This is a genomic window from Bradyrhizobium vignae (assembly GCF_004114425.1).
Taxonomy (GTDB): domain Bacteria; phylum Pseudomonadota; class Alphaproteobacteria; order Rhizobiales; family Xanthobacteraceae; genus Bradyrhizobium; species Bradyrhizobium vignae.
Genome location: NZ_RDQF01000011.1, coordinates 26,398 through 47,567 on the forward strand (window position 1 = coordinate 26,398; position 21,170 = coordinate 47,567).

General features: G+C 62.9%; 21 protein-coding genes, 1 tRNA gene and 1 pseudogene. 10 read left to right on the forward strand and 13 right to left on the reverse strand.

What is annotated here, in order from left to right:
* Position 1 precedes the first annotated feature (1 nt).
* Entirely contained in the window at positions 2-220 is a 219-nt protein-coding gene (locus EAV90_RS11955) for a hypothetical protein (protein ID WP_122403177.1), read from the reverse strand.
* A 223-nt stretch (positions 221-443) separates the two neighbouring features.
* Between EAV90_RS11955 and cysK the strand changes: the two are divergent.
* Both cysK and EAV90_RS11965 read left to right on the forward strand, forming a co-directional pair.
* A pseudogene (gene cysK / locus EAV90_RS11960) lies at positions 444-1,410 on the forward strand (cysteine synthase A).
* 3 nt (positions 1,411-1,413) lie between these two features.
* The gene (locus EAV90_RS11965) at positions 1,414-1,656 is read left to right on the forward strand and encodes a BrnA antitoxin family protein (protein ID WP_129143470.1); all 243 of its coding nucleotides are present in this window, start codon (positions 1,414-1,416) and stop codon (positions 1,654-1,656) included.
* A 170-nt stretch (positions 1,657-1,826) separates the two neighbouring features.
* Here EAV90_RS11965 and EAV90_RS11970 read toward each other — a convergent pair whose 3' ends face one another.
* Positions 1,827-3,254, reverse strand: coding sequence for a caspase family protein (locus EAV90_RS11970; protein ID WP_129143471.1), 1,428 nt, complete (start codon positions 3,252-3,254; stop codon positions 1,827-1,829).
* A gap of 200 nt (positions 3,255-3,454) precedes the next feature.
* Entirely contained in the window at positions 3,455-4,330 is an 876-nt protein-coding gene (locus tag EAV90_RS11975; protein WP_122403181.1) for a DMT family transporter, read from the reverse strand.
* A 152-nt stretch (positions 4,331-4,482) separates the two neighbouring features.
* Here EAV90_RS11975 and EAV90_RS11980 point away from each other — a divergent pair, with 152 nt between their 5' ends.
* Positions 4,483-4,881 carry a RidA family protein gene (locus EAV90_RS11980; protein WP_122403182.1) on the forward strand — a complete coding sequence of 133 codons (399 nt, stop codon included), beginning with the start codon at positions 4,483-4,485 and terminating at the stop codon, positions 4,879-4,881.
* Between the two features lie 49 nt (positions 4,882-4,930).
* Here EAV90_RS11980 and EAV90_RS11985 read toward each other — a convergent pair whose 3' ends face one another.
* The 3 genes from EAV90_RS11985 to EAV90_RS11995 all read right to left on the reverse strand — a co-directional run bounded on the left by EAV90_RS11985 (position 4,931) and on the right by EAV90_RS11995 (position 6,556).
* Positions 4,931-5,476 carry a hypothetical protein gene (locus EAV90_RS11985; RefSeq protein WP_162500270.1) on the reverse strand — a complete coding sequence of 182 codons (546 nt, stop codon included), beginning with the start codon at positions 5,474-5,476 and terminating at the stop codon, positions 4,931-4,933.
* The gene (locus tag EAV90_RS11990) at positions 5,421-5,771 is read right to left on the reverse strand and encodes a hypothetical protein (protein WP_122406662.1); all 351 of its coding nucleotides are present in this window, start codon (positions 5,769-5,771) and stop codon (positions 5,421-5,423) included. Before EAV90_RS11990 ends, EAV90_RS11985 begins: the two co-directional genes overlap by 56 nt.
* Before the next feature lie 197 nt (positions 5,772-5,968).
* Positions 5,969-6,556 (reverse strand): formyltransferase family protein, encoded by a 588-nt coding sequence (locus EAV90_RS11995; protein ID WP_122403184.1) that lies wholly within the window; start codon positions 6,554-6,556, stop codon positions 5,969-5,971.
* Between the two features lie 321 nt (positions 6,557-6,877).
* Between EAV90_RS11995 and EAV90_RS12000 the strand changes: the two genes are divergently transcribed.
* On the forward strand, positions 6,878-7,096 hold the full coding sequence (locus EAV90_RS12000; protein ID WP_122406663.1) for a hypothetical protein: 219 nt from the start codon (positions 6,878-6,880) through the stop codon (positions 7,094-7,096).
* A 162-nt stretch (positions 7,097-7,258) separates the two neighbouring features.
* Here EAV90_RS12000 and EAV90_RS12005 read toward each other — a convergent pair whose 3' ends face one another.
* Together EAV90_RS12005 and EAV90_RS12010 are read right to left on the reverse strand one after the other, a co-directional pair.
* Complete coding sequence (locus EAV90_RS12005) at positions 7,259-7,561, reverse strand: hypothetical protein (RefSeq protein WP_122403185.1); 303 nt, start codon at positions 7,559-7,561, stop codon at positions 7,259-7,261.
* A gap of 203 nt (positions 7,562-7,764) precedes the next feature.
* Positions 7,765-7,992, reverse strand: coding sequence for a hypothetical protein (locus EAV90_RS12010; RefSeq protein ID WP_122403186.1), 228 nt, complete (start codon positions 7,990-7,992; stop codon positions 7,765-7,767).
* A 505-nt stretch (positions 7,993-8,497) separates the two neighbouring features.
* On the opposite strand from EAV90_RS12010, the gene EAV90_RS12020 reads away from it, so the two are divergent.
* Positions 8,498-9,577: an AI-2E family transporter gene (locus EAV90_RS12020; RefSeq protein WP_376707313.1), complete on the forward strand. Its 1,080-nt coding sequence runs from the start codon at positions 8,498-8,500 to the stop codon at positions 9,575-9,577.
* 146 nt (positions 9,578-9,723) lie between these two features.
* The gene (locus tag EAV90_RS12025; RefSeq protein ID WP_122403189.1) at positions 9,724-10,116 is read left to right on the forward strand and encodes an NUDIX hydrolase; all 393 of its coding nucleotides are present in this window, start codon (positions 9,724-9,726) and stop codon (positions 10,114-10,116) included.
* A gap of 1 nt (position 10,117) precedes the next feature.
* Here EAV90_RS12025 and EAV90_RS12030 read toward each other — a convergent pair whose 3' ends face one another.
* Both EAV90_RS12030 and EAV90_RS12035 read right to left on the reverse strand, forming a co-directional pair.
* Positions 10,118-10,363 carry a hypothetical protein gene (locus EAV90_RS12030; RefSeq protein WP_312016216.1) on the reverse strand — a complete coding sequence of 82 codons (246 nt, stop codon included), beginning with the start codon at positions 10,361-10,363 and terminating at the stop codon, positions 10,118-10,120.
* Between the two features lie 179 nt (positions 10,364-10,542).
* Positions 10,543-10,782, reverse strand: a complete 240-nt coding sequence (locus tag EAV90_RS12035) for a hypothetical protein (RefSeq protein WP_122403191.1) — start codon at positions 10,780-10,782, stop codon at positions 10,543-10,545.
* Between the two features lie 622 nt (positions 10,783-11,404).
* Between EAV90_RS12035 and EAV90_RS12040 the strand changes: the two genes are divergently transcribed.
* The 3 genes from EAV90_RS12040 (at position 11,405) to EAV90_RS39400 (ending at position 16,925) form a co-directional block, all read left to right on the forward strand.
* Positions 11,405-14,512, forward strand: a complete 3,108-nt coding sequence (locus tag EAV90_RS12040) for a DEAD/DEAH box helicase (protein ID WP_162500597.1) — start codon at positions 11,405-11,407, stop codon at positions 14,510-14,512.
* A gap of 1,389 nt (positions 14,513-15,901) precedes the next feature.
* Positions 15,902-16,570 carry a hypothetical protein gene (locus EAV90_RS12050; RefSeq protein WP_162500271.1) on the forward strand — a complete coding sequence of 223 codons (669 nt, stop codon included), beginning with the start codon at positions 15,902-15,904 and terminating at the stop codon, positions 16,568-16,570.
* Between the two features lie 70 nt (positions 16,571-16,640).
* Positions 16,641-16,925 carry a hypothetical protein gene (locus EAV90_RS39400; RefSeq protein WP_162500035.1) on the forward strand — a complete coding sequence of 95 codons (285 nt, stop codon included), beginning with the start codon at positions 16,641-16,643 and terminating at the stop codon, positions 16,923-16,925.
* An 828-nt stretch (positions 16,926-17,753) separates the two neighbouring features.
* Here EAV90_RS39400 and EAV90_RS39405 read toward each other — a convergent pair.
* Complete coding sequence (locus EAV90_RS39405; RefSeq protein ID WP_164936882.1) at positions 17,754-17,912, reverse strand: hypothetical protein; 159 nt, start codon at positions 17,910-17,912, stop codon at positions 17,754-17,756.
* A 1,806-nt stretch (positions 17,913-19,718) separates the two neighbouring features.
* Here EAV90_RS39405 and EAV90_RS39410 point away from each other — a divergent pair.
* Complete coding sequence (locus tag EAV90_RS39410; RefSeq protein WP_160118827.1) at positions 19,719-19,880, forward strand: hypothetical protein; 162 nt, start codon at positions 19,719-19,721, stop codon at positions 19,878-19,880.
* A gap of 496 nt (positions 19,881-20,376) precedes the next feature.
* On the opposite strand, the gene EAV90_RS12055 is transcribed toward EAV90_RS39410, so the two are convergent.
* Positions 20,377-20,598 carry a hypothetical protein gene (locus tag EAV90_RS12055; protein WP_122403197.1) on the reverse strand — a complete coding sequence of 74 codons (222 nt, stop codon included), beginning with the start codon at positions 20,596-20,598 and terminating at the stop codon, positions 20,377-20,379.
* A 237-nt stretch (positions 20,599-20,835) separates the two neighbouring features.
* Positions 20,836-20,911, reverse strand: a tRNA-Lys gene (locus tag EAV90_RS12060).
* Between the last annotated feature and the right edge of the window lie 259 nt (positions 20,912-21,170).

Below are 21,170 nucleotides of genomic sequence, written 5' to 3' on the forward strand. Positions count from 1 at the left end.
ATCAGTTGCAAGTGAAGCGATGCTTCACGGCGTGCTTGGTCACGAAGCCGTAGCCGCAATTATCGCAGGTCCAGAGATAGCTGATCACGTGGTCCGACACGTAGGCGGATGCTTCGGCGGCGACCATGGAGTCGGCGCAGACAGGGCAGGTGGGCAATTCGCTGCAACGCGGATCGCGGTTGGTCGCGACGGTCGACAACACTTCAGCAACTGCTGACATCGCGGTGACCTCCCTGCTTTGAGACGTAAGTCTAACATAAGCAGAACCAGTTGACGAGATCGCAACACAAATGCGTTGGTTTTCTGATCGCTGCCGCTCACGTGATTTTGCGATGCAGCGTATTTAGCATGTGCCGCATTGTCGCTTGCGTGTCGCCGCAAGCTGTCTGTAACTGCCAGAATGGTCGCGACAGAAGCACAGATCGTCGCCATAGGAGTTCATCATGGACGCATCGTCCACCACGGGTGCAGCGCACCAACCCGGCCGCGGCCGGATCTATGACTCGATCGTCGATGCCTTCGGCAACACGCCCATCGTGCGCTTGCAGCGACTGCCGCGCATGCACGACGTGAACGCGACCATTTTGGCAAAACTTGAATATTTCAATCCCGCGGCAAGCGTGAAGGACCGCATCGGCGCGGCCATGATCATCGCCATGGAGAAGGCGGGCATCGTCAAGCCCGATCGAGCCGACCTCCGGCAATACCGGCATTGCGCTCGCATTCGTGGCGGCTTCGCGCGGCTACCGCCTGAAGCTGGTGATGCCGGAATCGATGTCGATCGAGCGACGCAAGATGCTGGCTTTTCTCGGCGCCGAGCTGGTGCTGACGCCGGCAGCGCAAGGAATGAAGGGCGCGATAGCGGCCGCCGAGGAGCTGTTGAAGACGACGCCGAACTCGGTGATGCCGCAGCAGTTCAAGAACCTCGCCAATCCCGAAGTGCACCGCCGCACCACCGCGGAGGAGATCTGGAACGACACCGGCGGCAACATTGATTTCTTCGTGGCCGGCGTCGGCACCGGCGGCACGATCACCGGCGTCGGCCAGGTGCTCAAGCCGCGCAAGACCTCGCTGCGTGTGGTGGCGGTCGAGCCGGAGGAGAGCCCGGTGCTGTCGGGGGGACAGCATACCCCGCACAAGATCCAAGGGATTGGCGCCGGCTTCGTCCCCGACATCCTCGATCGTTCCGTGATTGACGAGATCGTGAAGATCAACTCGACGACGGCGATCGAGACTACGCGCGCGCTGGCGCGGCATGAGGGCATTCCGGGCGGCATCTCCTCGGGCGCGGCGATCGCGGCCGCGCTGCAGATCGGCAAACGCCCCGAAGCTGCGGGAAAGACGATCCTGGCGATCGTACCGTCCTTCTCCGAGCGCTATCTTTCGACGGCTCTATTCGAGGGAATCTAGGACATGGCAGATCAACCGAGGCGGCCGCGTACGCTTGGCGATGCCAGAACGGAGGCCGAGGCGGCGTTCAAGAAGGTGACGGCGAAGGTCGCCGCGGCGCCGCCCAAGCAAAACGCCGTTCCCGGCATCAAGGAGCAGGTCACGCTCCGCATTGACCAGGACGTGCTGGAGTTCTTCCAGGAGGGCGGTCCCGGCTGGCAGGACCGTATCAACGAGGCGCTGCGGAAAGCGGCGGGGAAGTCGTAGCCAACATCGTCGTCGAGCGCAGCGACGCAATCCAGAATCTTTCCACGGTTGACAGCCTGGATTGCTTCGTCGCAAGGGCTCCTCGCAATGACGGAGCATGCTGCGACGCCGTCGTGCCAACGAAAAGCCCGGCGCGAGCCGGGCTTTTGTGTTGTCAATTTGGCTTCGTTTCAGCGGCGGAACATGCCGCCCATCATGCCGCCGACGACACCGCCGACGAAGGCGGCACCGGCAGCATCGCCGGGGCTGCTGCGTTGAGGGGCCGGCGCCGGCGCGCTGCTGGGAGGCGGAGCGCTGGCGCGCCGGGCCGCCTTCTGGCCGTTGTCGCTCGCAACGGGCGGAGCGGCCACGACCTCCGAGAGCAGGGCCTTGTGCTGGTGCTTGTTGAGGTAGCCGGACGATGGATAGCCGCGCGCTGCCTGCCAGCGCTTGATGACCGCACGGGTCTCGTCGCTGAACACGCCGGTCTGCTTGGTGTCGAAGCCGAGGCCGGTGAGGCGGCGCTGCACGTCGCGGCGCTGGGCCTTGTCGAGGCCGATCTGGTCCTCGGTGAGCTGGGTGGCCTCGTCGGTGAAGGTCGCAGGATCGACGCCGGCGTTGAGCGTACGGGTCGCGGTCGAGGGTCCGCTCTTGATCGCCGCGAGCCGTGCCAGCGCCAGCGCCTTGAACTGACCGTTCGGATAGGCGGAGAGATAGGCGTTGAGCTCCTCCGGCTTGTTGGACTCCTTCACCGAGCGCCAATATTCGAGCTCGACACCGTCCGAGCTCCCGGCCGCCGCCGGCACGACCGCGGAAGCGGTCGGGGCCGCGTTGGCGACCTGGGTCGTCGGGGCTTGGTTGAGATAGACCGAGCCGGTCAGGTTGGTGTGGCCCCAGGGCAGCTGGCTCTTGCGGGTCTCTTCATTGACCTGGGCGCGCACCGCCGTCATCGCCTGCTGGATCTCGACGCCGGGCTTGGTGATGTTGTCGATCAGTGCACGGGTGAACGGGCTGTTGTTGCCCTCCTGGCCGTCGAGCGCGGTCTGGCCCGGGCCGGTCGCGAACGCGATCAGCGTGCCTTCGCCGGACTTCATCTCGGCCAAACCGCTCTGGACGTTGACGCTGCGGGTCGCCGAGTTCGACTTGATCTTGGCGGCGAATGGATTGTCGCGGCAGGCATCGAGGAAGACGAGCTTGACCTTGGCATCGCCCATGGTCTGCTCGAGCGTCAGGTCGATGTTGATGGCGGCCCCCAGCTTGACGTCCATCTCCGATTTGATGTCGGCATCGACAGGCAGGAGATAGTTGGTGCCGCTGACGGCGATGCCGTGCCCGGCATAATAGAACAGCGCGATGTCGGAGCCCTGCGCCTTGCGGCCGAAATCGAGCAGCTTCTCCGTCATCTGGTCGCGGCTGAGGTTGGAGCCTTCGATCACCTCGAAGCCGACATTGCGCAGCGTCGCCGCCATCGCCTTGGCATCGATTGGCGGGTTCGGCAATTGCGCGACGTTCTTGTACGAGCCGTTGCCGACCACGAAGGCGACGCGGCGGTCAGCCTTGGCGGCACTGACCGACAGGGCCATGCACATCAGCGAAGCGAGGAGGGTGAGATAGCGCATTCTGAAATCCCCAGAATCGAATTGCAGGCAGCAACAAATCGGCAACGAAGCTACACGAAGTGCCCGACTTCGCGCCACCAAAACGGCAGTCCGTTGCACCAACCCGCTGCTGTGTGGCCGAATGTGCACGATGGAGGGACACTCCAACGTGACCCAAATCACACGGCCACTTCGTTTTGTCGCGCGAGGTGGCGCGAGGTTCACTGCGCGCGAGCGGGAACCGGCGAAGCGGGCTTTAAATTCAGGAGATTGCCGAAAAGGATCAGCGCCGCACCGAGTACGGTCCAGGCGTCGAGCCGCTCGGAATACAGCAACCAGCCGGCGGTTGCGGTCAGTGGGACCCGCAGGAAGTCCATGGGAACCACGATCGTCGCGTCGGCGTAGCGCATCGCGCTGGCGAGGCAGTAGTGCGAGAATGTGCCGCAGATGGCGATCACGCCGACCCAGGCCCAGACATAGACCGATGGCCACGTCCAGACGAACAGCGTCGGAACGAAGCCTGCGACCGATTGCACCACCAGCATCCAGGACAGGATCGAGAGCGCGCTTTCGGTGCGGGTCAGCGATTTGACCAGGGCCATCGAGACGCCAAATCCCATGGCGGCCCCGAGCGCGATGAGCTGGCCCGGATTGATCTCGCCAGTAGCCGGCCGCACGATCATGATCACCCCGACGAGGCCGAGCACGATGGCGGTGATCTTCCATGGCGTCATTCGCTCGGACAGGAAGCTTGCCGCGAGGAGGGCCGTCCAGATCGGCATGGTGAACTCGATCGCCACCACCTGGCCGATCGGGATCAGCGTCAGCGCGAAGAACCAGCCGAGCTGGGCGACGTAGTGCACCAAATTGCGCCCGACATGCTGTGGCAGGCGCGATGTCTTGAGCACCTTCAAGCCGCCGACGCGGTAGATGATCGGCGAGAGCAACAGGAAGCCGACCAGCGACCTCACTTCCATGATCTGAAAGACATTCAGCTCGCGCGTGGTCTCGCGCCCAGCCACCGCCATGATCAGCATCAGCGACAGCCAGCCCGCCATCCACAGTGCAGCCATCGTTTTGGACGGTGTCGTGCTCATTGCTGGCGGATGCGGAAGGGTGAAATTCCGAAGGGACGGCTGGTATCGGCGACGTCGCTGCCGTTTGCAACGGCCAAATCTGCGGATGCAGCAATGCAGGTCGGCGTGTTAATGCATCAGCGAACAACGAGAAAAATCGGGAGATCTCGCTCATGCATATCTTGCAGCCGGCCGAATGGAAGAAACCCCGTGGCTTTTCCCATGGCGTCGTGGTTGAGGGGCCGGGCCGGTGGGTGGTTCTGGCCGGCCAAACCGGTGGCGACGAGGCCGGCAACTACGCGCCCGACATGGCCGCGCAGGTCGCGACTGCGCTGAAGCGGATCATCAAGCTCTTGGGCGAGGCCGGCGCGGGCCCCGAGCACATCGTCCGTCTGACCTGGTACCTGACCAGCCGCAGCGAATATGAAGCGGCCGCTGCTGGCATTGGCGCAGCATGGAAGGAAACGCTCGGACGCAATTTCCCGCCCTCGACGCTGCTTTGTATTGGCGGTCTCGTGGATGAGCGGGCCAAGGTCGAGATCGAGGTCACGGCGTTCGTGCCGAATGCATAAAAAAAACCCGGCGAGGTCGCCGGGTCGATGGTCTTGAACGTGATCTGGCTCAGCGCGTCATCGCGATGTTGGCGCCGCGGAATTGGCTGTCGGCGCGCATCGTGACGGTCTGCTTGTTGCCGCTCGTTCTCAGCGCGATGTTGGCGTTGAAGCCGGCGGCCGAGGCGACCACCTCGAAGTTTCCGCCACCACCGCGGCCCTCGAGCGAGCCGGAGATGTTGCGGCTGGCTTCGGCCCAGCTGCCGGTGACGGCGCTGCCTTCGGCACGGACATTGGCGGAGAGGTGAAACTTGTATGCGTCGCTGGCACAGGTCAGCGACATCTCCATGGTCGGGCCGATCGGGGCGTACTTGGCCCGGCAGCGGATTCGCTCGGTCGAGCCGTCGTCGAGGACGACAGTACCGCCGCCGCTCCAGGTGCCTGCCATCGGCGCAAACGGGCCTGACTGAGCTTTGCTTTCGGTGTGGGCGATGCCCGCTGCAAACAAAACGGCGGCCGCGATCAGCAGCCGCCGGCTTCCAGCGCGAGACTCAGTTGGCTTATTGGCGCGATGCTTCCCACCGCCCGCTGCACGGTATGCCTGCAGATGCTCCATTCCACTTCCCCGATCCGGCGTTGCCGTTGAGTTGACCGTTGGCATATGCACCATTGATCGAAACTTTCACAAGTCCCCCGCTGCCGATGGTGCCGGAAACGTTAGCGCCGGGTGCGGTGATCTTGCCATCGGCAACCGTCAGCATGGAGCTAGCGGTCGGTTCGCACGAACCGCTCTTGGTCACGATGGTGACCTGCCAGTTGCCATCATAGGGGTTCTGGGCAAAGGCGGGGGCAGCGAGGGTGCCGGCGAAAACTGAGGCGGCACAAAACACCGCAATGCGACCAAAACGCATGAATTCGTCCTCGAATGTGTCCGATATGCTGACGCTTATTCGGGCGAAATGTGACCGAAATTTGTTGCAATGCCAAAGGCAAAATTGTTCCTGTGGGAACAATGGTTTATTTGCGCTCTTGGTGCCAATTTCCGAAGTGGAATCAAGGTCGCTTCACGTTAAGAGTAAACGTAAGGGCGACTCAGGAAAGGCTTCGGTCAGGAAAGGCTTGGCGCGGAGGTCGCGAACTGCTCGTCCTGAACTTTGGCGGGCAGCGCCTTGTGCACCTTGATGTAGTCGATCACATCGGCGAGCAGCTTGAGCCCGAGGGGCGCCAGCGCACGCTCCCAAAGCTCCCGTGCGGTCTCGCCTTTCTTGACGAAGCACCAGTCCTGGGCGGCGATCGCGCCTGCGTCCATGCGGTCGGCGAGATGGTAGATGGTCCCGCCGGCGATCGGGTCGCCTTCCTTGATGGTCCATTCCACCGCGGCCTTGCCGCGATGGCGTGGCAGCAGTGAGGGGTGATAGCCGATCCCGCCGAACTTGGCGGAGGCGAGCGCGTCCTTGCCGATTCGGGCGTGGCTGTGCGCCGTGATGATCAGATCGGTATCCGGGGCAATCTCGGACGCCACCACCAGTTTCGGATTGGCCTGGACCACGACCTCGATGCCGGCAGCCCTGGCAGTCGCGGCGAGGCGATCTTCGGCATCGGCCACGACGACCCGGACGACCGCGACGCTGTGCTCCCGCAACATGTTGAGGGTGGTCACGCCGAAATGGCGGGAGCCGACGAGGGTAATGCGCATATGTGTCCGATCCGTCTCGCAACTGCGTCATCCTCCCGATAACACGTTCGTATGCCCTGTCACCACCCGCGCGGCATTTGCGTGGGTTATCAACAATGCGCTGGGCGCTGGCTGCGACGAACTCTGGGATTGCGCAGTCGATCGCTCAGCTGATCGCCGGCGGCCTTTGCGCCCATGCATCGCGAAATCATCGGGCGGTAACACGATCTCAACCAGCTTCGTGTATCGACGAATCTGTCGCGGATTTGTATTGCGTACCGCGACACGAAGACGTCCGCCGGCGTGGGCGCGCCGCCGCGCCTTTTCGCCGGGATGGATCTCATGCCGAGTGCAATCGAGCAGATCGTGGACGCCTATGTGCGTCTGAAGAACCGCCGTGGACTCGATGAGCTGATGATGCACAGGCAGCGGCTCGCGGTCGATCTGAAGAGCCGGTCCGGCTATGATTTCAGCCTGCCGATCGGCAAGATCGACGAGGAGATCGCGATCATCGAGGCAGGGCTCAGCCGGCTCAACGCGGAGAATTCCACGGCAATCTAGAGGTCTGCGTCGTTGCGGGGGATCTGAGGCCGATGCATGGTCTTGGTCCGCGCCCGGTTCATGCATGGTTGGGGGCGGCAGTGTCTCAATCGTCGGGTCGTTCCGTGGGACACCATCCTGAGGCTTTGTCCCTGCGATTTGGAGGAGTCGAGCGTCTATCGCTCAGTCGCGCCGGCCGCCGTCAATCACCGTGAACAGCGGTCGCGCCGGAGTCGGCTCGACCAGCAGCTCCTCCACCAGTGCGGTTGCCGCATCGACATATTTGCGGGTCGGCCTGTCGAGAGGGCGCTTGGCCTCGTCGTCGAGCGCGACCTTTGCGGCCTCGACCAGCTTGCGCATGCGTGCCGCATGGTCGTCGCCCGCCGTCAGCGTCGCTCGCGCCAGCGAGCGCAGCACGAACAGCTCGCCCTCGAGGCGGAGCAGACGGTCGTTGAGCCTGGTCAGGACGGCGTTGAGATCGGCCATGGGTTCGACGCGGAGGATCCATCCTGATCTAAAGCGCAATGAGATTTGGATGAATCGTCATCGCGCTTTAGCTTGTTGTTTACGCATGATCTTTCCGGAAAACCGCTTCGCACTTTTCCGGATCATGCTTTAGCGGCGATCGGTGAACGGAGTCCAAACGGCGCCGGTGCAATTCGGCCGATCCTGCGAACGCCGTGGACGGCTTACCACTCGACGCCCGCCCAGCGCCTCCCGAACACAGGCGGCCTCGTCTTCACGGCTTGCCAGCCGAAGAAATGATGCTTGCCGGACCAGGCGTGCACCACGCCGCTACAGATGCCGCATTTGAAGCTGCCGGTGTGGGCCTCGCTGTGCTCCTCTCTGGTCGCGGTGTAGTTCATGCCGCAACCCGCACAGGTGAACTGTTCGATCGTCCAGATGCTGTTGGCCATTGCCCAGAATGTGTTTCGGTGGTCTCGATCCACAGTAGTCAGCAGCGTTTGCAGCAGCGTAAACTGGCGCGGGGAAATCCGGTTAATGGGCATTAGCCAAGCCCGGGTTGGAGGGGAGGCCATCCGCCGCCCATCCATATCAGCCGCCTCGAGCGCTTCGAATGTCCCGGTCGATGAGCATCTGCACCCGTCTGATGGCGAGCAGCGACAGCCTGCCTTGCACTCGCCCCGAGCGGACCTTGTCCCTGATCGCATAGGTATAGCGCCAAAAGCCGGGCGCGGCGTTTGGCCTCAGAGAGTAACGGATGCCGCGGTGCGTCCCTGCGCGTGCAAGAGGCTCTTCGGGAGGGCGCGTCATCGTCTCGGAATGCGGAATGGCCCGATCTGTTCCCAATCGGGAGCATGGGCAGTTCCAGTCGCCTTGACGCAGGATGCGTTGCTGGCATAACGGCAGGGCCTCGCAAGCGCCGGAAGTTGCGTTCATGCCGCAAGGAAAGCTGTGCCCGTGAAAAACCTCCGTCAGCTCCTGACGGGAGAGGACGTCATCCAGCTCGTGATCCGGCTCGGCCTGCTCGCCCTGCTGATCATCTGGACCTTCCTGATCATCCGCCCGTTCGTACCGATCCTGGCCTGGAGCGGCGTGCTGGCGGTCGCGTTCTATCCGGCGTTCAGCTGGGTTGCCAAGATCCTCGGCGGCCGGCCCAAGACCGCAGCGGCGATCCTGACCCTGATTACGCTCGGCATCGTCATTGGTCCGGCGACCTGGCTCGGCATCAGCGCGGTGGACGGCGTGCGCGAGCTGGCGCACCAGCTCGGCACCGGCGACCTCGTGCTCCAGTCGGCGCCGGAGCAGCTCAAGGCGTGGCCGCTCGTCGGCCCCTGGCTCTACGATCTCTGGGACCAAGCTTACAACAACGTTCGGGCGGTCGTGCGCGAGGTGGCGCCGTATCTCCAGCCGCTGGCAGGCCCGCTGCTCTCGCTCGCGGGCGATGCCGGCGTGGGCACGCTTCAGTTTCTCGTCTCCGTGTTCGTGGCCGGCTTCCTGTTTCCGCATGGGCCGCGGCTGGTCGCCGCCGGCCGCAGCTTCCTGTTTCGCATCGTGCCGGAGCAGAGCGAGCATTTCCTATCGCTTGCGGGCGCGACCATCCGCGCCGTGGCGCAGGGCGTGATCGGCGTCGCGATCGTGCAGGCGCTGCTCGCCGGCATTGGCTTCAAGCTCGCCTCTGTGCCGAGCGCGGGCCTTCTCGCCTTCATCGTGCTGTTGCTCTCGATCGTACAGATCGGTGCTTTCCTCGTGCTGCTGCCGGTGATCATCTGGATCTGGACCGCCAAGGACGTCACCACGGCGCTGCTCCTCACCGTGTTTCTCGTCATCGTCGGCTTCATCGACACCATGTTGAAGCCGCTGGTCATGGGACGCGGCCTGACCACCCCGACCATCGTGATTTTCGTCGGCGTGATCGGCGGCACGCTCGCCCACGGCATCGTCGGCCTGTTCATCGGCCCGATCGTCCTGTCGGTGGCCTGGGAAATGATGATGGCCTGGATCAGGACCGAGGACCGGGCGGAGGCGGGCAAGGGCTGATCTCGCCCCCGAACGGCGCGGTCTGCCGGCCGTGCCACGCCAGGCCCCCGATGGCTGGCGTCCTGTGATCAAGGTGTGCCGCGAACTTGTCTGTTCCACTAGACAAGTTACGATTGGCTCGATTCTAGTTTTCGATGACGGCAGCAATGGCGAAGTCTTCCAAGCTGGTTGCCGTCAGGCGCGGCAAGGTATTGTTGGTCAGACGCCGGTCGGACGGCCGGTGGATGTTCCCGGGCGGCCGCAAGCGTGCGCGCGAGTCGGAGAAAGACTGCTTGCGGCGGGAGATCAAGGAGGAATTGCCCAAACTGAAGCTCGGCAGGATCAGCCTTTGGAAGGAAGTCAAGGCGAGGAACAAGCGCTCCGGCCGCAAGATGAGCGACGCGATCTTCCTCACCAAGTCTGCGAAGGGCAGGCTGGCGATCGGAGACAAGAAGGAGATCGATCGCGCCGCCTGGCAGAAGCCCCGCGGCATCCGCCTGACGCCGACCTCGCGCTACATCCGCGATCGCCTGTTCCCGAGGAAGCGACGGCGGAGCTGAGCTAATCCTCGCGTTCCGCCGATCGCGTCCGCCCAGCGAATGACCTCGACCGCGTCGCGAGCGGCTCCAGAGCCGCGAGCCTGACAGCCTCGGCCTCCCGCATCTCCTTGCGGACCTTGCGCGCATCGCGCATCGCCCGCTGGATGAAGGGATGTTGGGAGTCCTCGGCGAAGAACAGCACCACTTCGCAACTCGGACATTGCCTGGAATAGCCGTCCTGCAACCGCCCGGCGCGATCGCGAAACACGTTCTTGCACCGCGTGCACTGAATCTGGACCGAACTCATGCGCGGACAACAATGACTTTGAAAATGGATCGTCAACTGATCCGAAATATCTGAAGAAAGCTTGAATGCATTTGCGGCCGGACGCCGGCAGAACGCGCGCGGCCAACGGCAGAAGACCGGTTGGAACAGTCAGCCAGCCGCTATTGCCTGGCCACCATCGCGTCCAGGCAATGGTTGAGGAAGGCGGTGCGATCCCTGGGCAGTATCTTCTCGAGGTCCGCCTTCAGCGCGCATTCACGCTGGCGCAACTGCTCGGCCCGGCGCTTCTCGGCTGCCTCGCGATATTCGGGAGCAACCTTGTTGGGATCGACCAGCGTTTGTGCATGGGCGGGAGCCGTCGCAAGCAGCGCGATGGCGCCGATGAAAATGAATGGTTTCAAATGAGCCTCCGTCAAACGAGGTATCCTAGCGTGCCGCTTGCGCAAGCCCAAACCGGAAAGCGTGAGGTACCCCGTTCCCGATAGGTCGCGCCGGTGGACTTTCTGCCGGACCGCTTGGAACGACTCTGCGCGTCGCGCGTAGATTCTTGGCTCCCGGCCCATCCCCAACCCCAAAAGCCCCCGGGCCGCGAGAAAACCTTCCCCATAAAGGTTGGCGACCTCAGGCCTTCGCACTGAGGTCGTTTGGCGTACGCGTGTGAACCAGTTCACAAGCGCGCGGCGAAACCTCTGCTATGGAGACGTCATTGCTTAACCGCTTCATTTTAAACGAACGCCCCAGCGTGGCTCCAAGCGCTGGGGCTTTTTCGTGCCGGCTACTGCCGGGATCGCGATGGCGTCCCCGGACGTTGCCTGCGAGGGATGCGTTCGCGGGGCAAATCCCATATGCATGGCGGCGAGCTGCCGATTCGAGATGAAGGCGGCTCGCATTCAGTTTGCGACGGTTCAAGACCAGAAGCGGGTTCAAGTGAGGCTTTCCAAAAAGGCAGGGGTGGCCAAGAAGGCGCCAAAGAAGGGCAAAGGATCGCAGCGCGCCACGATCTCATCTTCGTCGCCCCTCGGCATGATGGCCCTTCATCTGCTTGCACAATGGAAGCAGTCTGGACGCAGTGGCATCGTCTTTCTCGCCGAGAGCGAGAACAGGGCGGAGCGGCTGGGCAGCGTGATTCACGCGCTCGACCCGTCCTGCGAGGTGCTGGTGTTTCCGCGATTGAACACGCTGCCGTTCGATCAGCTGGAGCCGTCGCACGAGCTCGCGGGGCGCAGAGCTTCCGTGCTGAGGCGCCTCGCAAGATCCAAGAAACCCCTGTTTCTGGTGTCGACCGCGGAAGCGGTGATGGAGCGCCTGCCGCCGCCGGCGAGCCTGTCGCGCCTGAGCCTGAGCTTGAAGGTGGGCGGCACGTTCTCCGAGCGGGACCTCGAGACTCGCCTCGCGGCTCTGGGATACGATCTCGACGACGAACCGGATTATCCAGGCGGAGCGCTGTTCCACGGTCAGACCTTCGAGATATTTCCCGCGGGCGCACTGGGGCCGTTCCGGATCGAGCATTCGCAGCATGCGATCAGACGGATCGTGGCGTTCGACCCGCATGAGCACAGGATCATCTTCGAGACCAGGGAGCTGCTCGTCGATCCCATGTCGGAGCGGCTCGGCCTTGCCGGCAAAGGCGGCAAGCGCGCGAGCCTGTTCGATTATTGCGCGGGTGCCAAATGGATCGCCGATGCAAGCGTCCCCTCGCACGCCGACGGATGGCTCGACACGATCGAGGAGGCCGCGCCGCGCAGCGAGCGCCAGCGCGAATATCTCGGGCGGAGCGATTGGAAACGGCTCTCCAAGGGCATGAAGATGCTGCCGCGGACGGCGTCGTTCCAGCCCGTTCCGGAATTTTCGAAGCTGACGTCCTCCAGGAAGGCGCTGCGGGCCTTCGTCGAGGAGACACGCCGGGCCGGAGCGCGACTGATCCTCATCGCCGCGCACGAGGACGATCTGCGCGTGATGGAGCGGATGAGCGGCATCAAGACGCCGCGCTGCGAGGACTGGGACGAGGCGACGCGCGGGCGGAACGGCGAGACGGCGCTGCTGGCCGATCTCGATGCAGGCTTCGTCTTGCCAGGAAAGAAGCCTGTGGTCGTGGTGACGGCGTCCGACGTGCTCGGCAGCCGCGCCCATCATCCGCAACCGATGGCGCGCGCCTGGAGCGCGGCCTTCGACCATGCCGACGTGCCCGAGCAGGGTACGGTGGTCGTCCATCTCCAGCGCGGCCTTGCCGTGCTCGACGGCTTGCAGACCGTCAACACCGGCGGCGGCGCCATGCGCGAGATGATCCGCCTGAAGTTCGCGGGCGAAAACGCGGTTCTGGTGCCGCCGCCCGATCTCGCCTTGATGTGGCCTTACGCGACCGAGCTCGGCAAGCTGGCGCTCGACAAGGCGGACGGCAGCACATGGTGGGCGCGTCGTACCGAAGCCGAGCGCGAGATCCAGATCGCCGGCAAGGTGCTCGCCAAGCACATCAGCCAACGCCGCCGGCGGCGCGGCGAAAAGCTGGTGCCGCCGGGATCGACCTACGAGAAGTTCGTCGCGCGCTTCCCTTACTTCACGACGATCGACCAGGCCAAGGCGATCAACGACGTGCTGGACGATCTTGCATCCGGTCATCCGATGGACCGGGTGATCTGCGGCGACGTCGGTTTTGGCAAGACCGAGGTCGCGCTGCGGGCCGCGGCCGCGGTGGTGCTGTCGGGCAAGCAGGTGGCGATCGCGGTGCCGACGACGGTGTTGGCACGGCAGCATGTCGCGACGTTCCAGAAGCGCTTCGCGCCGTTCAGCATCGAGGTGGGCAACCTGTCGCGTGCGACCTCGGGCGCGGAGCTGCGGGAGACCAAGGAGGGACTGCGCCGCGGCCGGATCAAGGTCGTGATCGGCACCCAGGCGCTTACGGGGAAGGACGTGAAGTTCGACGATCTCGGTCTCGTCATCATCGACGAGGAGCAGCATTTTGGCGCGGCGGAGAAAGCAAAGCTCGCCGGCCTCGCCAAGAACGTCCATGTGCTGATGATGAGCGCGACGCCGATCCCGCGGACGCTGGCCGCCGGCCTTGCCGGCTTCCGCGATCTCAGCGTGATCGCTTCGCCGCCAGTGCACCGGCTTCCGGTCGCAACCCGGATCGCGCCGCTGTCGGATGCGGCCATTGCCTCCGCGCTGCTGCGCGAGCAACGCCGCCACGGCCAGAGCTTTTTGATCTGTCCGCGCATCCAGGATCTCGATCCCATGCTGGCGCGGGTGCGAGCGGTGGCGCCTGACCTGCGCATCGTCTGTCTGCACGGCAAACTGCCCGCCGACGAGATCGACGATCGCATGATGAGCTTCGTCGAAGGCGATGCCGACGTCCTGCTCGCGACCAACATCGTCGAGAGCGGCCTCGACATTCCCCGCGCCAACACCATCGTGGTGTGCTGGCCGGAAAAGTTCGGCCTTGCCCAGCTGCACCAGCTGCGCGGACGCGTCGGCCGCGGCGGCATCCGCGCCTTCGCCCATCTCTTGACCGAGACGGAGTCCGGACAGTCCGAGAAGCGGCTCGCCGTGCTCGAGGAGTTCAGCCGGCCGGGCGCCGGCTTTGCCATCAGCGAGCGCGACCTCGATCTCAGGGGCGCAGGCGACCTGTTCTCGGAGCAGCAATCGGGCCATGTCCAGGTGTTCGGGCCCGTGCTCTACAGCCACCTCCTGAAAATGGCTTCGGAGAAGGCCGATGAGGAGCGCGCCGCGGTGTGGGTGCCCGACCTGAACCTGCCGGTCGGGGACATGCTCCCCGAGAGCTACGTGCAGTCCGAGCCCGTGCGGCTCGAGCTCTATGCGCGCGCCGCACGATGCAGCAGCGAGGATGATCTCGACGATCTCGAGGAGGAAACCTCCCGCCGCTTCGGACCTTTGCCGAAGATCGCGCGCGACTTCTTCGCTGCGGCGAAGCTCAGGATCGAGTGCAAGCGACGCGGCATCATCCGGCTCGATGTCGGGCCTGAGGCCGCGGCTGCAACGTTCCTGCCGGGGCGCTTGCGGAAGTCGCGGGGCAAGTCACTGCAACGCGACGGCGATCGCGTCGTTCATCACAGCCCGATGCGCGATGCGCCATTCGAGCGGGTGGAGGAGTTGTTCGAGCTGCTGGATGAGGGGTGAGGGCGCCCGCGCCTTGGCGTCCTCCTTCGACAGCAGCCTGACGTCATCGCCAGCGCGGATCGCGCATCCGAGGTCGCTCACCGGCCGGGCCTTTTCAATTGCCAATTCGTGGCGGGAACCCTGTTCCACCGTTATAGTTAATGGGGGCTTGGCGCAGGAGATTGTCCGATGTCCCATGCCATTCCTCCGGTCATTGTCGCGATTATCGCAAGCTCATGTTTGTTGGTCCTGGCGCAAGCAGGCGGCGCAAATGCCGGGTCCGCAGGGGCGGGCATGGGAACGGGGCCGAATACCGCTGGCGGGTCGGCACCTTCTGGAATGGGGACGAGTGCAGGCAATGCGGCTCCCTCAGCGCCCCCGGGGATGGGGACGAAAGATACCGGCACCGGCGGAAATCCGGGCACCAACAGCGAACCGGCCAATCCGAACGTTCAGCCCGCCACGCCCGCGAGGTCGCGGGCGGCAGCCCAGGCCGCGAGAAATGCCGGGGCTGGTCACGCCCAAAATGGCCTGCCCATCGGCGCCATTGGGAGCGGCACGAGCAATGAGGATCAACTGGCCACTGGCTCAACGTCCTCCCAAGACAGATTCCGGCCGGCGACACAGGCTCAAGGAAACACCGGTGCTGGTTCACACGGTCTGTCGGGGAGAGGCTCGAGTCTTTCGGATCAGATCAGTCACCGGCGAGCCGCACGAGCTGGAGACAAGGTGCTGGATGCCAAAGCGCAGGTCGAGCGACGAACGAATGTGTCGCCCAGACGCGGTTCGAGCCCGATAAAGCCAGGTCTATAGTCTGCGAGCGAAGGGCAAAGGATCGGCAATGGATCGTCGCGCTCAACCACAGCCCGATGCGGGAGGCGTGGTTGGAGCGTGTGGAGGAGTTGTTCGAGCTGCTGGATGAGGGGTAGGACGCATCAAAAATGCGAGAACAACCCCATGCACAGTAGCTAAGTGCTTCTGCCATAATGTCTTCTGCATCGCGCAAAAGGTGGTCGCGATCGCTGCACCGGGCCGACACAGCTGTCGGTCTGTGATCAGGATGGGCCCAACGGCGCATGCCGCATTCTCTGGCCCCGGAGTTCCAGCACACAGCAATTGCACCGTCGGGCAAAACAGGGGTATTCTGCCAGCTTCGGAAAATCCGTTTCGAGGCGTGCGCAGGCCGGGGCGACTGCACCCATCAGGGTAGCTTCCCGGCTGTCTTCGTCCCTGCATCGCATCGACCCCGTAATCGGCCGGGGTCGCTGAGCCGTCGGCCAGCAGCGTCGCTAACGTGAAATTAATCCGAAATGCTCACAATTTTAGGCAGTTGGAGTTGGGTGCTGCGTACAAGGACTCGTCGCGAGGACGTTCCAGGGGCGGCTTCCTGTTGCTCGCTCACTGGGGTCAATGCACGTGACCACGACCTTCGAAACGCAAAGCTTCGCCGAAGAACTCGACGCGGTAGCACTTGCTGCCGCCGCAGCAGCGCACGAGCCCCCGGCCCTGGAGGCTCCAGCACCGATCAAGCGCTACAGGCGGAAATCGGTCTTGGCACTCTCGGTATGTGCCCTGGCCATCAACGGCGCCGCGGCCATCTATACGTTGCCGCCCGATTTGCCGCCGCTGAATGTCAGCAGCCTGGCTGAGCTGCTTCCACGCCGCGAAGCGCCCGCGCCGAAGCCGGATCCGGTTGTCGCCGCCTTGAAGGAGATCCAGTCGGCCCAGCAGCAACACACGGCATCGCTGCAGGAGAACAATCAGGCCTTGCAGCAAAATGCAGCTCTGATGCAGCAGGATTCGATGGTGCTGCTGTCCCTGCGACAGAGCATCACGGACGAGCGGGTCGATGTGAAGAAGATATCTTCGCAGCTGTCCACGCTGATCGCGAAGGTCGACTCGCTGCAAAACGCAATGATGTCGGACGTCACGTCCTCCATTCGACGAGCGAATGCCCGCTATGGATTGTCCGCGGCAATGCGGAAGCGCTTGGCTCGGGAGTCCAAGCCCGTAGGGCCCATTTCGGTCGGCGGAGCCCCGCTGAGTGTGCCGGCTGCGACGTCAGCTCCGGAGAGCTGAGGCGCGGGCTCGGCTGCCTCTCCACCAGTGAGGCAGGCTAATCGCATTTGAACCTTCATCGGAAGTCGTGATGCCCGGGCTCGTCGCGCCTGCGCGGCCGAAGCCGTTTCGGCGAGGCGAAGGCCTGGCCATCCACGTTCTTGTGCTGCATGGCAAGGCGCGGATGACCGGGACAAGCCCGGCCATGACGATGTGGAGACTATCCTGCCCAAGCGGCGGCTGTCTCGCTCCGGCAAGCATTTTGAGGCGCGAGCAGGGCGCGGCAGAGTGTGCTCTTGAACCGCATCTCCCCAAGATCGACTCGTTGTCTCCGATCCAGAACACAAAATTGCTGCCGTCTGAATCGCATGCGTGAATGCGAAAGCGACATCTTCGTCAGCGACGAACCGCTTCATAGCGCCTCGCGATAACTATCGATCCGTTTCATCTCGGATTGCTGATCGACGTTCTGGCGGGCTTAGAAGAATACTGACCCACCTACTGAACGCCAGTGTCCGCGCGGTGGCGTTGCAAGCTTGCAAGTACAAATGCGTCCGCAAGGCGCGCTCCACGGGGACTGTCCGGGAGGACCACGCTGCTCCACGACGCCTACCCCAGCGGAATGCTGTCGACGCGCAGACAGGGGCGGCACTGGAAGGCGTGTACCGCGGGCAGATCGAGGATGGCGGGAAGCGTGGCCAGGAACGTCATCGGCCGTCTGCACTTGCAGCAGATCAGAACGGGCGGCCCGTCTTGCGCTGTACCGATCATCGCCAAAGTGCCCAGGGGGTAGGGCACACTACGCGGATGCTGCGGGCAGTTCATCTCGGGGGGACTACGGTGCTCTATCGGAATCTGCCGCTCTTTTGCGACGAAGGGGGTTGAGGATTGGCAGGAAAACCGATCGGATCGCGGCCGCGCTGCAATGTCACCCTAATCAAGAGCGTCAATTGTTGGGCCTTAACCTCCAGCCGTAGTCCTGATGTGAAATCGCGGCGGTGATGTCGGCCTCTTTGTCCGCTGAGAGGCGCCAGGCTGCCACTCCGAAGCACAAGGTCAAGACCAGGGCTGTCGCAAGCAGAAGCATCGAGACGAAATGGCTCACGCGCATCACCCGCAGTTTGAAACTACGAGAGAGCGAACACGAGTTGCCGATTCGGAAAATACAGACGCGCTGACCTAAAGGCCTGATTTCCACATCCGTTCACACAGGACCAAAGGCGCTCACGATCCCGATCGTGATCGGGACCAGCGCGACGATTGTCCATAAGGCTGGCGAGCTGGAGGATAAGCCGGCGAAAAAGATCAGGAGACCGAAGCCGACGAGGGCCGCCGAGATGGCATAGGCGAGTGCTTTTTCCATCATTCGATCCACGAGGAATACGGGATGGATTGCGCCTGTAGGACTCACCGCGGGTCGAAACGTTCCTGTGCTTATATTTGAGCCGCATCTGCGGCTCCGAAAGCTGGAGACACGAAATCAGCTGGCGTCCGCGCTCACCTGGCCCGCTGGATTAGCGGCGGCACGCTTTTAGGCCGACGGGGCAGTCCCGGTCTTCCGCTCAAGCATCGCCATTTCAACATGGTCAGCCAGGACCGTGAGGTGGCACGCAAGCCGGTCGAACACTTCGCGCTTGGCGGGATCTGTTGCCAAATCGCGGATCAGGGCGCATTCAGCGGCATCGTTCCGAAGTTCTCAAGCTGGGCCAGATAATCCTTCATCGGTAACTGGCTCCGTCCCCCGCAAGCGGAACTGTACAACCAATGTCCGAAAGCGAACAGAAGCGATTGCCGATTTTTCCTAGTCTTTCGAGGCTTTGGCCTTTCCCAAAGGCCCAAGCACCTCCAGCGGCCCCGGCCTCCACACCCCAAATGCCCCCACGGTCGGGGCCGTCATTGGCGATAGCCCGACCCATCGATCGTATCCCGTAAAGCTGGCCCTCTAAGCGTTCGCGACATTGGGGTCGGTGAGCCGTTTTGCAGCGCAGGCCGCTGCGACCCCTGGACAGCACTTCCAAGCAGGAACTGTACCCTCGCCAGCGCGTTTTCTCGCTTGCATGGTTTTCCCGGTCGGTCGGGCCTTGGGGGGCGTCAATGGGCACTTGTGATCGCACCGCTGTCCTAAAGCAGCGTGGGGACGAGCTGGCTTTCGGTCGTTCCGAGCTTGAAGATTTGCGCTCCCGCGTGATCGCGGCCGAGCAAATGCAAGAGCGGCAAAGGCTCGACGGCAAACCGGCCGCAGCAATTCGCAGGAGTGCGAAGTCCAAATCGTCATCGGCAAATCCCGATCGGCCAAAGAAGCGCTTGGCGCGGCCGCCGAACGTCGGACAATGACGTCCGGTCAAGAGTAGGCAATTTCGTCGGCGTTCGAGCGTGGCCGAAAGACTCAACTGGGAAGTGTGCCGGCTGCGAGCGCGGCTCCGGAGAGCTGAAGGCGAGACAAGCGAAGCACTCAGAAGATATCCGCGCTAAGCTAGGCCCGCGCGAACGGTCTCCTTCGCCTCGCTCGACGCGAGCCGCCACCGAGGATGCGCATCCGGCCGCCGTCTATTGCCGTTCTTCGTACTTGTTGCAGCGACCATCGCCCAGTTGCACCCGATTGAGTTCCTGAAATGGCGGATCGCAACGCAGGAGCGTGTACGTCCTGTAGGAAGGCGGGGGGACGCGCCAGCAAAGAGTCTGGCCCGCGGGCACCTGGTACGTTTCCCCGCTCGCTATCGTATAGCTGCACGAAGGACTGGGGTCCTTCATCTTCACCTCTGCATTGGCCTGGGTGAGCGAAGCCGCCGCGAGGAGTGCCACCGACAATACACGCATGGTTTCCCTTTCTCCGCACATGTGACCTGCAATGGTGAGTTGGGATGCAGGCGTCGGTACGACAAGACAGCCACCGATGACAAATTTCCAAGAAGCACGATGGTTGCGACGGCCTGACGTGTAACCTTTTGCCGTTGAGGCTGCACGAGCAAGAGCTCAACCCGTACCACTGCTGAGAACATCGTTCTGCCTTCGCGCAACGCTTTGCAGCGCCACCGGAGACGAACATTTGAATTGCATTGCTGCTATCAATCTTAACCTCGACTTAAAGGCTCCATCTGATTGCCTTGGTGTGCGTAAAGCAGGATCATTCCGAACGGTCATACGACGCTGTTCGAGAGAGGAGCCTGCGATGACACTGCAGGATGCTTTGGCGGTCTACGTGTATGCTTGGATGAGGGACAAATCTCTCGACGAGGCCCACGAGCAGGTCGTCGACGCGGCGGTGAGGGTCATCGAACAGCAGGCGCGGAAAGCACTGGCAGCGCATTCACAGAGCGACGAAACGGAATAGCGCCGCCGTGTGGTCGCCATATCCGGCGGTGTTGTCGTGCGCAGGGCGGCTCCGCGCCCATCGCTCGCAATCCGGTCCGTCGTTCCAGTGCTTCTGCCGACGGTATGGCCGATCACGATGCTCCACGCAGGATCAGCAGCCTGCATCGTCCGGATGCGGCTCGATTAAGCATTAAGACAATAAGCCAAATTAAATAAATTAAATACTGGACGTGATTTAAATTTGGATTAGAATGAGAATCACTTGGCGCCGGACGAACGCGTCAAGGACCTCCTAGAAGCGGCCCCATTATCCCGCCCTGCTTGCAGCCAAGGATGTAAGGCCGCTTCTAGGGCAAAGTGTGAGGCAAATCATGCACCTGTCACTAGGTGATTTGTGTCTCATCTCCGCAGCAACGGGTGCGCTCCTACTGATTGAGATCGGCGTTCTGATCATCGTGGGTTTGATCTGAGCCAATGAAGAAGAGCGTAGGGACGTTCTGCGGGACAGCTGCATATCAGTTTTCTTTGTAAGCGTGTTCGGCCTCGACGGCGCGGAGCAGGGCGGCAAGGCTGGGATATTCCACGCCATTGCGGACGTAGCGGTTGATGTGCTCGACATAGCTGGCCGATCCGTCGGGCTTGCCGCGCCAGCTGAACAGCAGCACGGCACTGTTGTGCTGGCGCAGTACGTGGCCGGCGCCATTACCGAAATGCTTGCTCATGGCGTGCCGCTTCATGGCCGCACCTCCAACTTCGCCAGCTCCGGCTCGTCCCATTTCCGGAAAGCATCCCGAAGGGAGACGTTCCTATGGTGAGGCGTAATGCCGAGTGCAAGGAAGCTACGGGCAGGACTGCCGAGCTGAGTGGCATATATCTCGGAGCGCTGCGCACGCGCGTAATCGATTTGCCAACACGGTGCCCACATAGAGCTTTTTCAGTGGGCTTGCGATCTAAACTAACTCATTGATCCGGCTTGGTGAGCGCGCTGGGGCTCGAACCCAGGACCCCGTGATTAAAAGTCACGTGCTCTACCGGCTGAGCTACGCGCTCCCATGGCCGCTGATGGCTTTGACGAGATCGCCATCGTGTTCGGACATTCGAGAAGCATGTCTTGCCGCTGCGCTTCAAGTTTGCGTCGCGGGGAAAACCGGCCGTTTCCGGATCATGCTTTCGGTCCGGGCTGTGTAGGGGGATGGGACGCTGAGGTCAATAGCGGGCGTGGTTGCCGAAAGTCTTGGCAGGGACGAAGATTTGCTCGCGGAATCGTTGGCTTAAGCCGGGATTCTCAACCTGATTGGCGGGCCGTCAT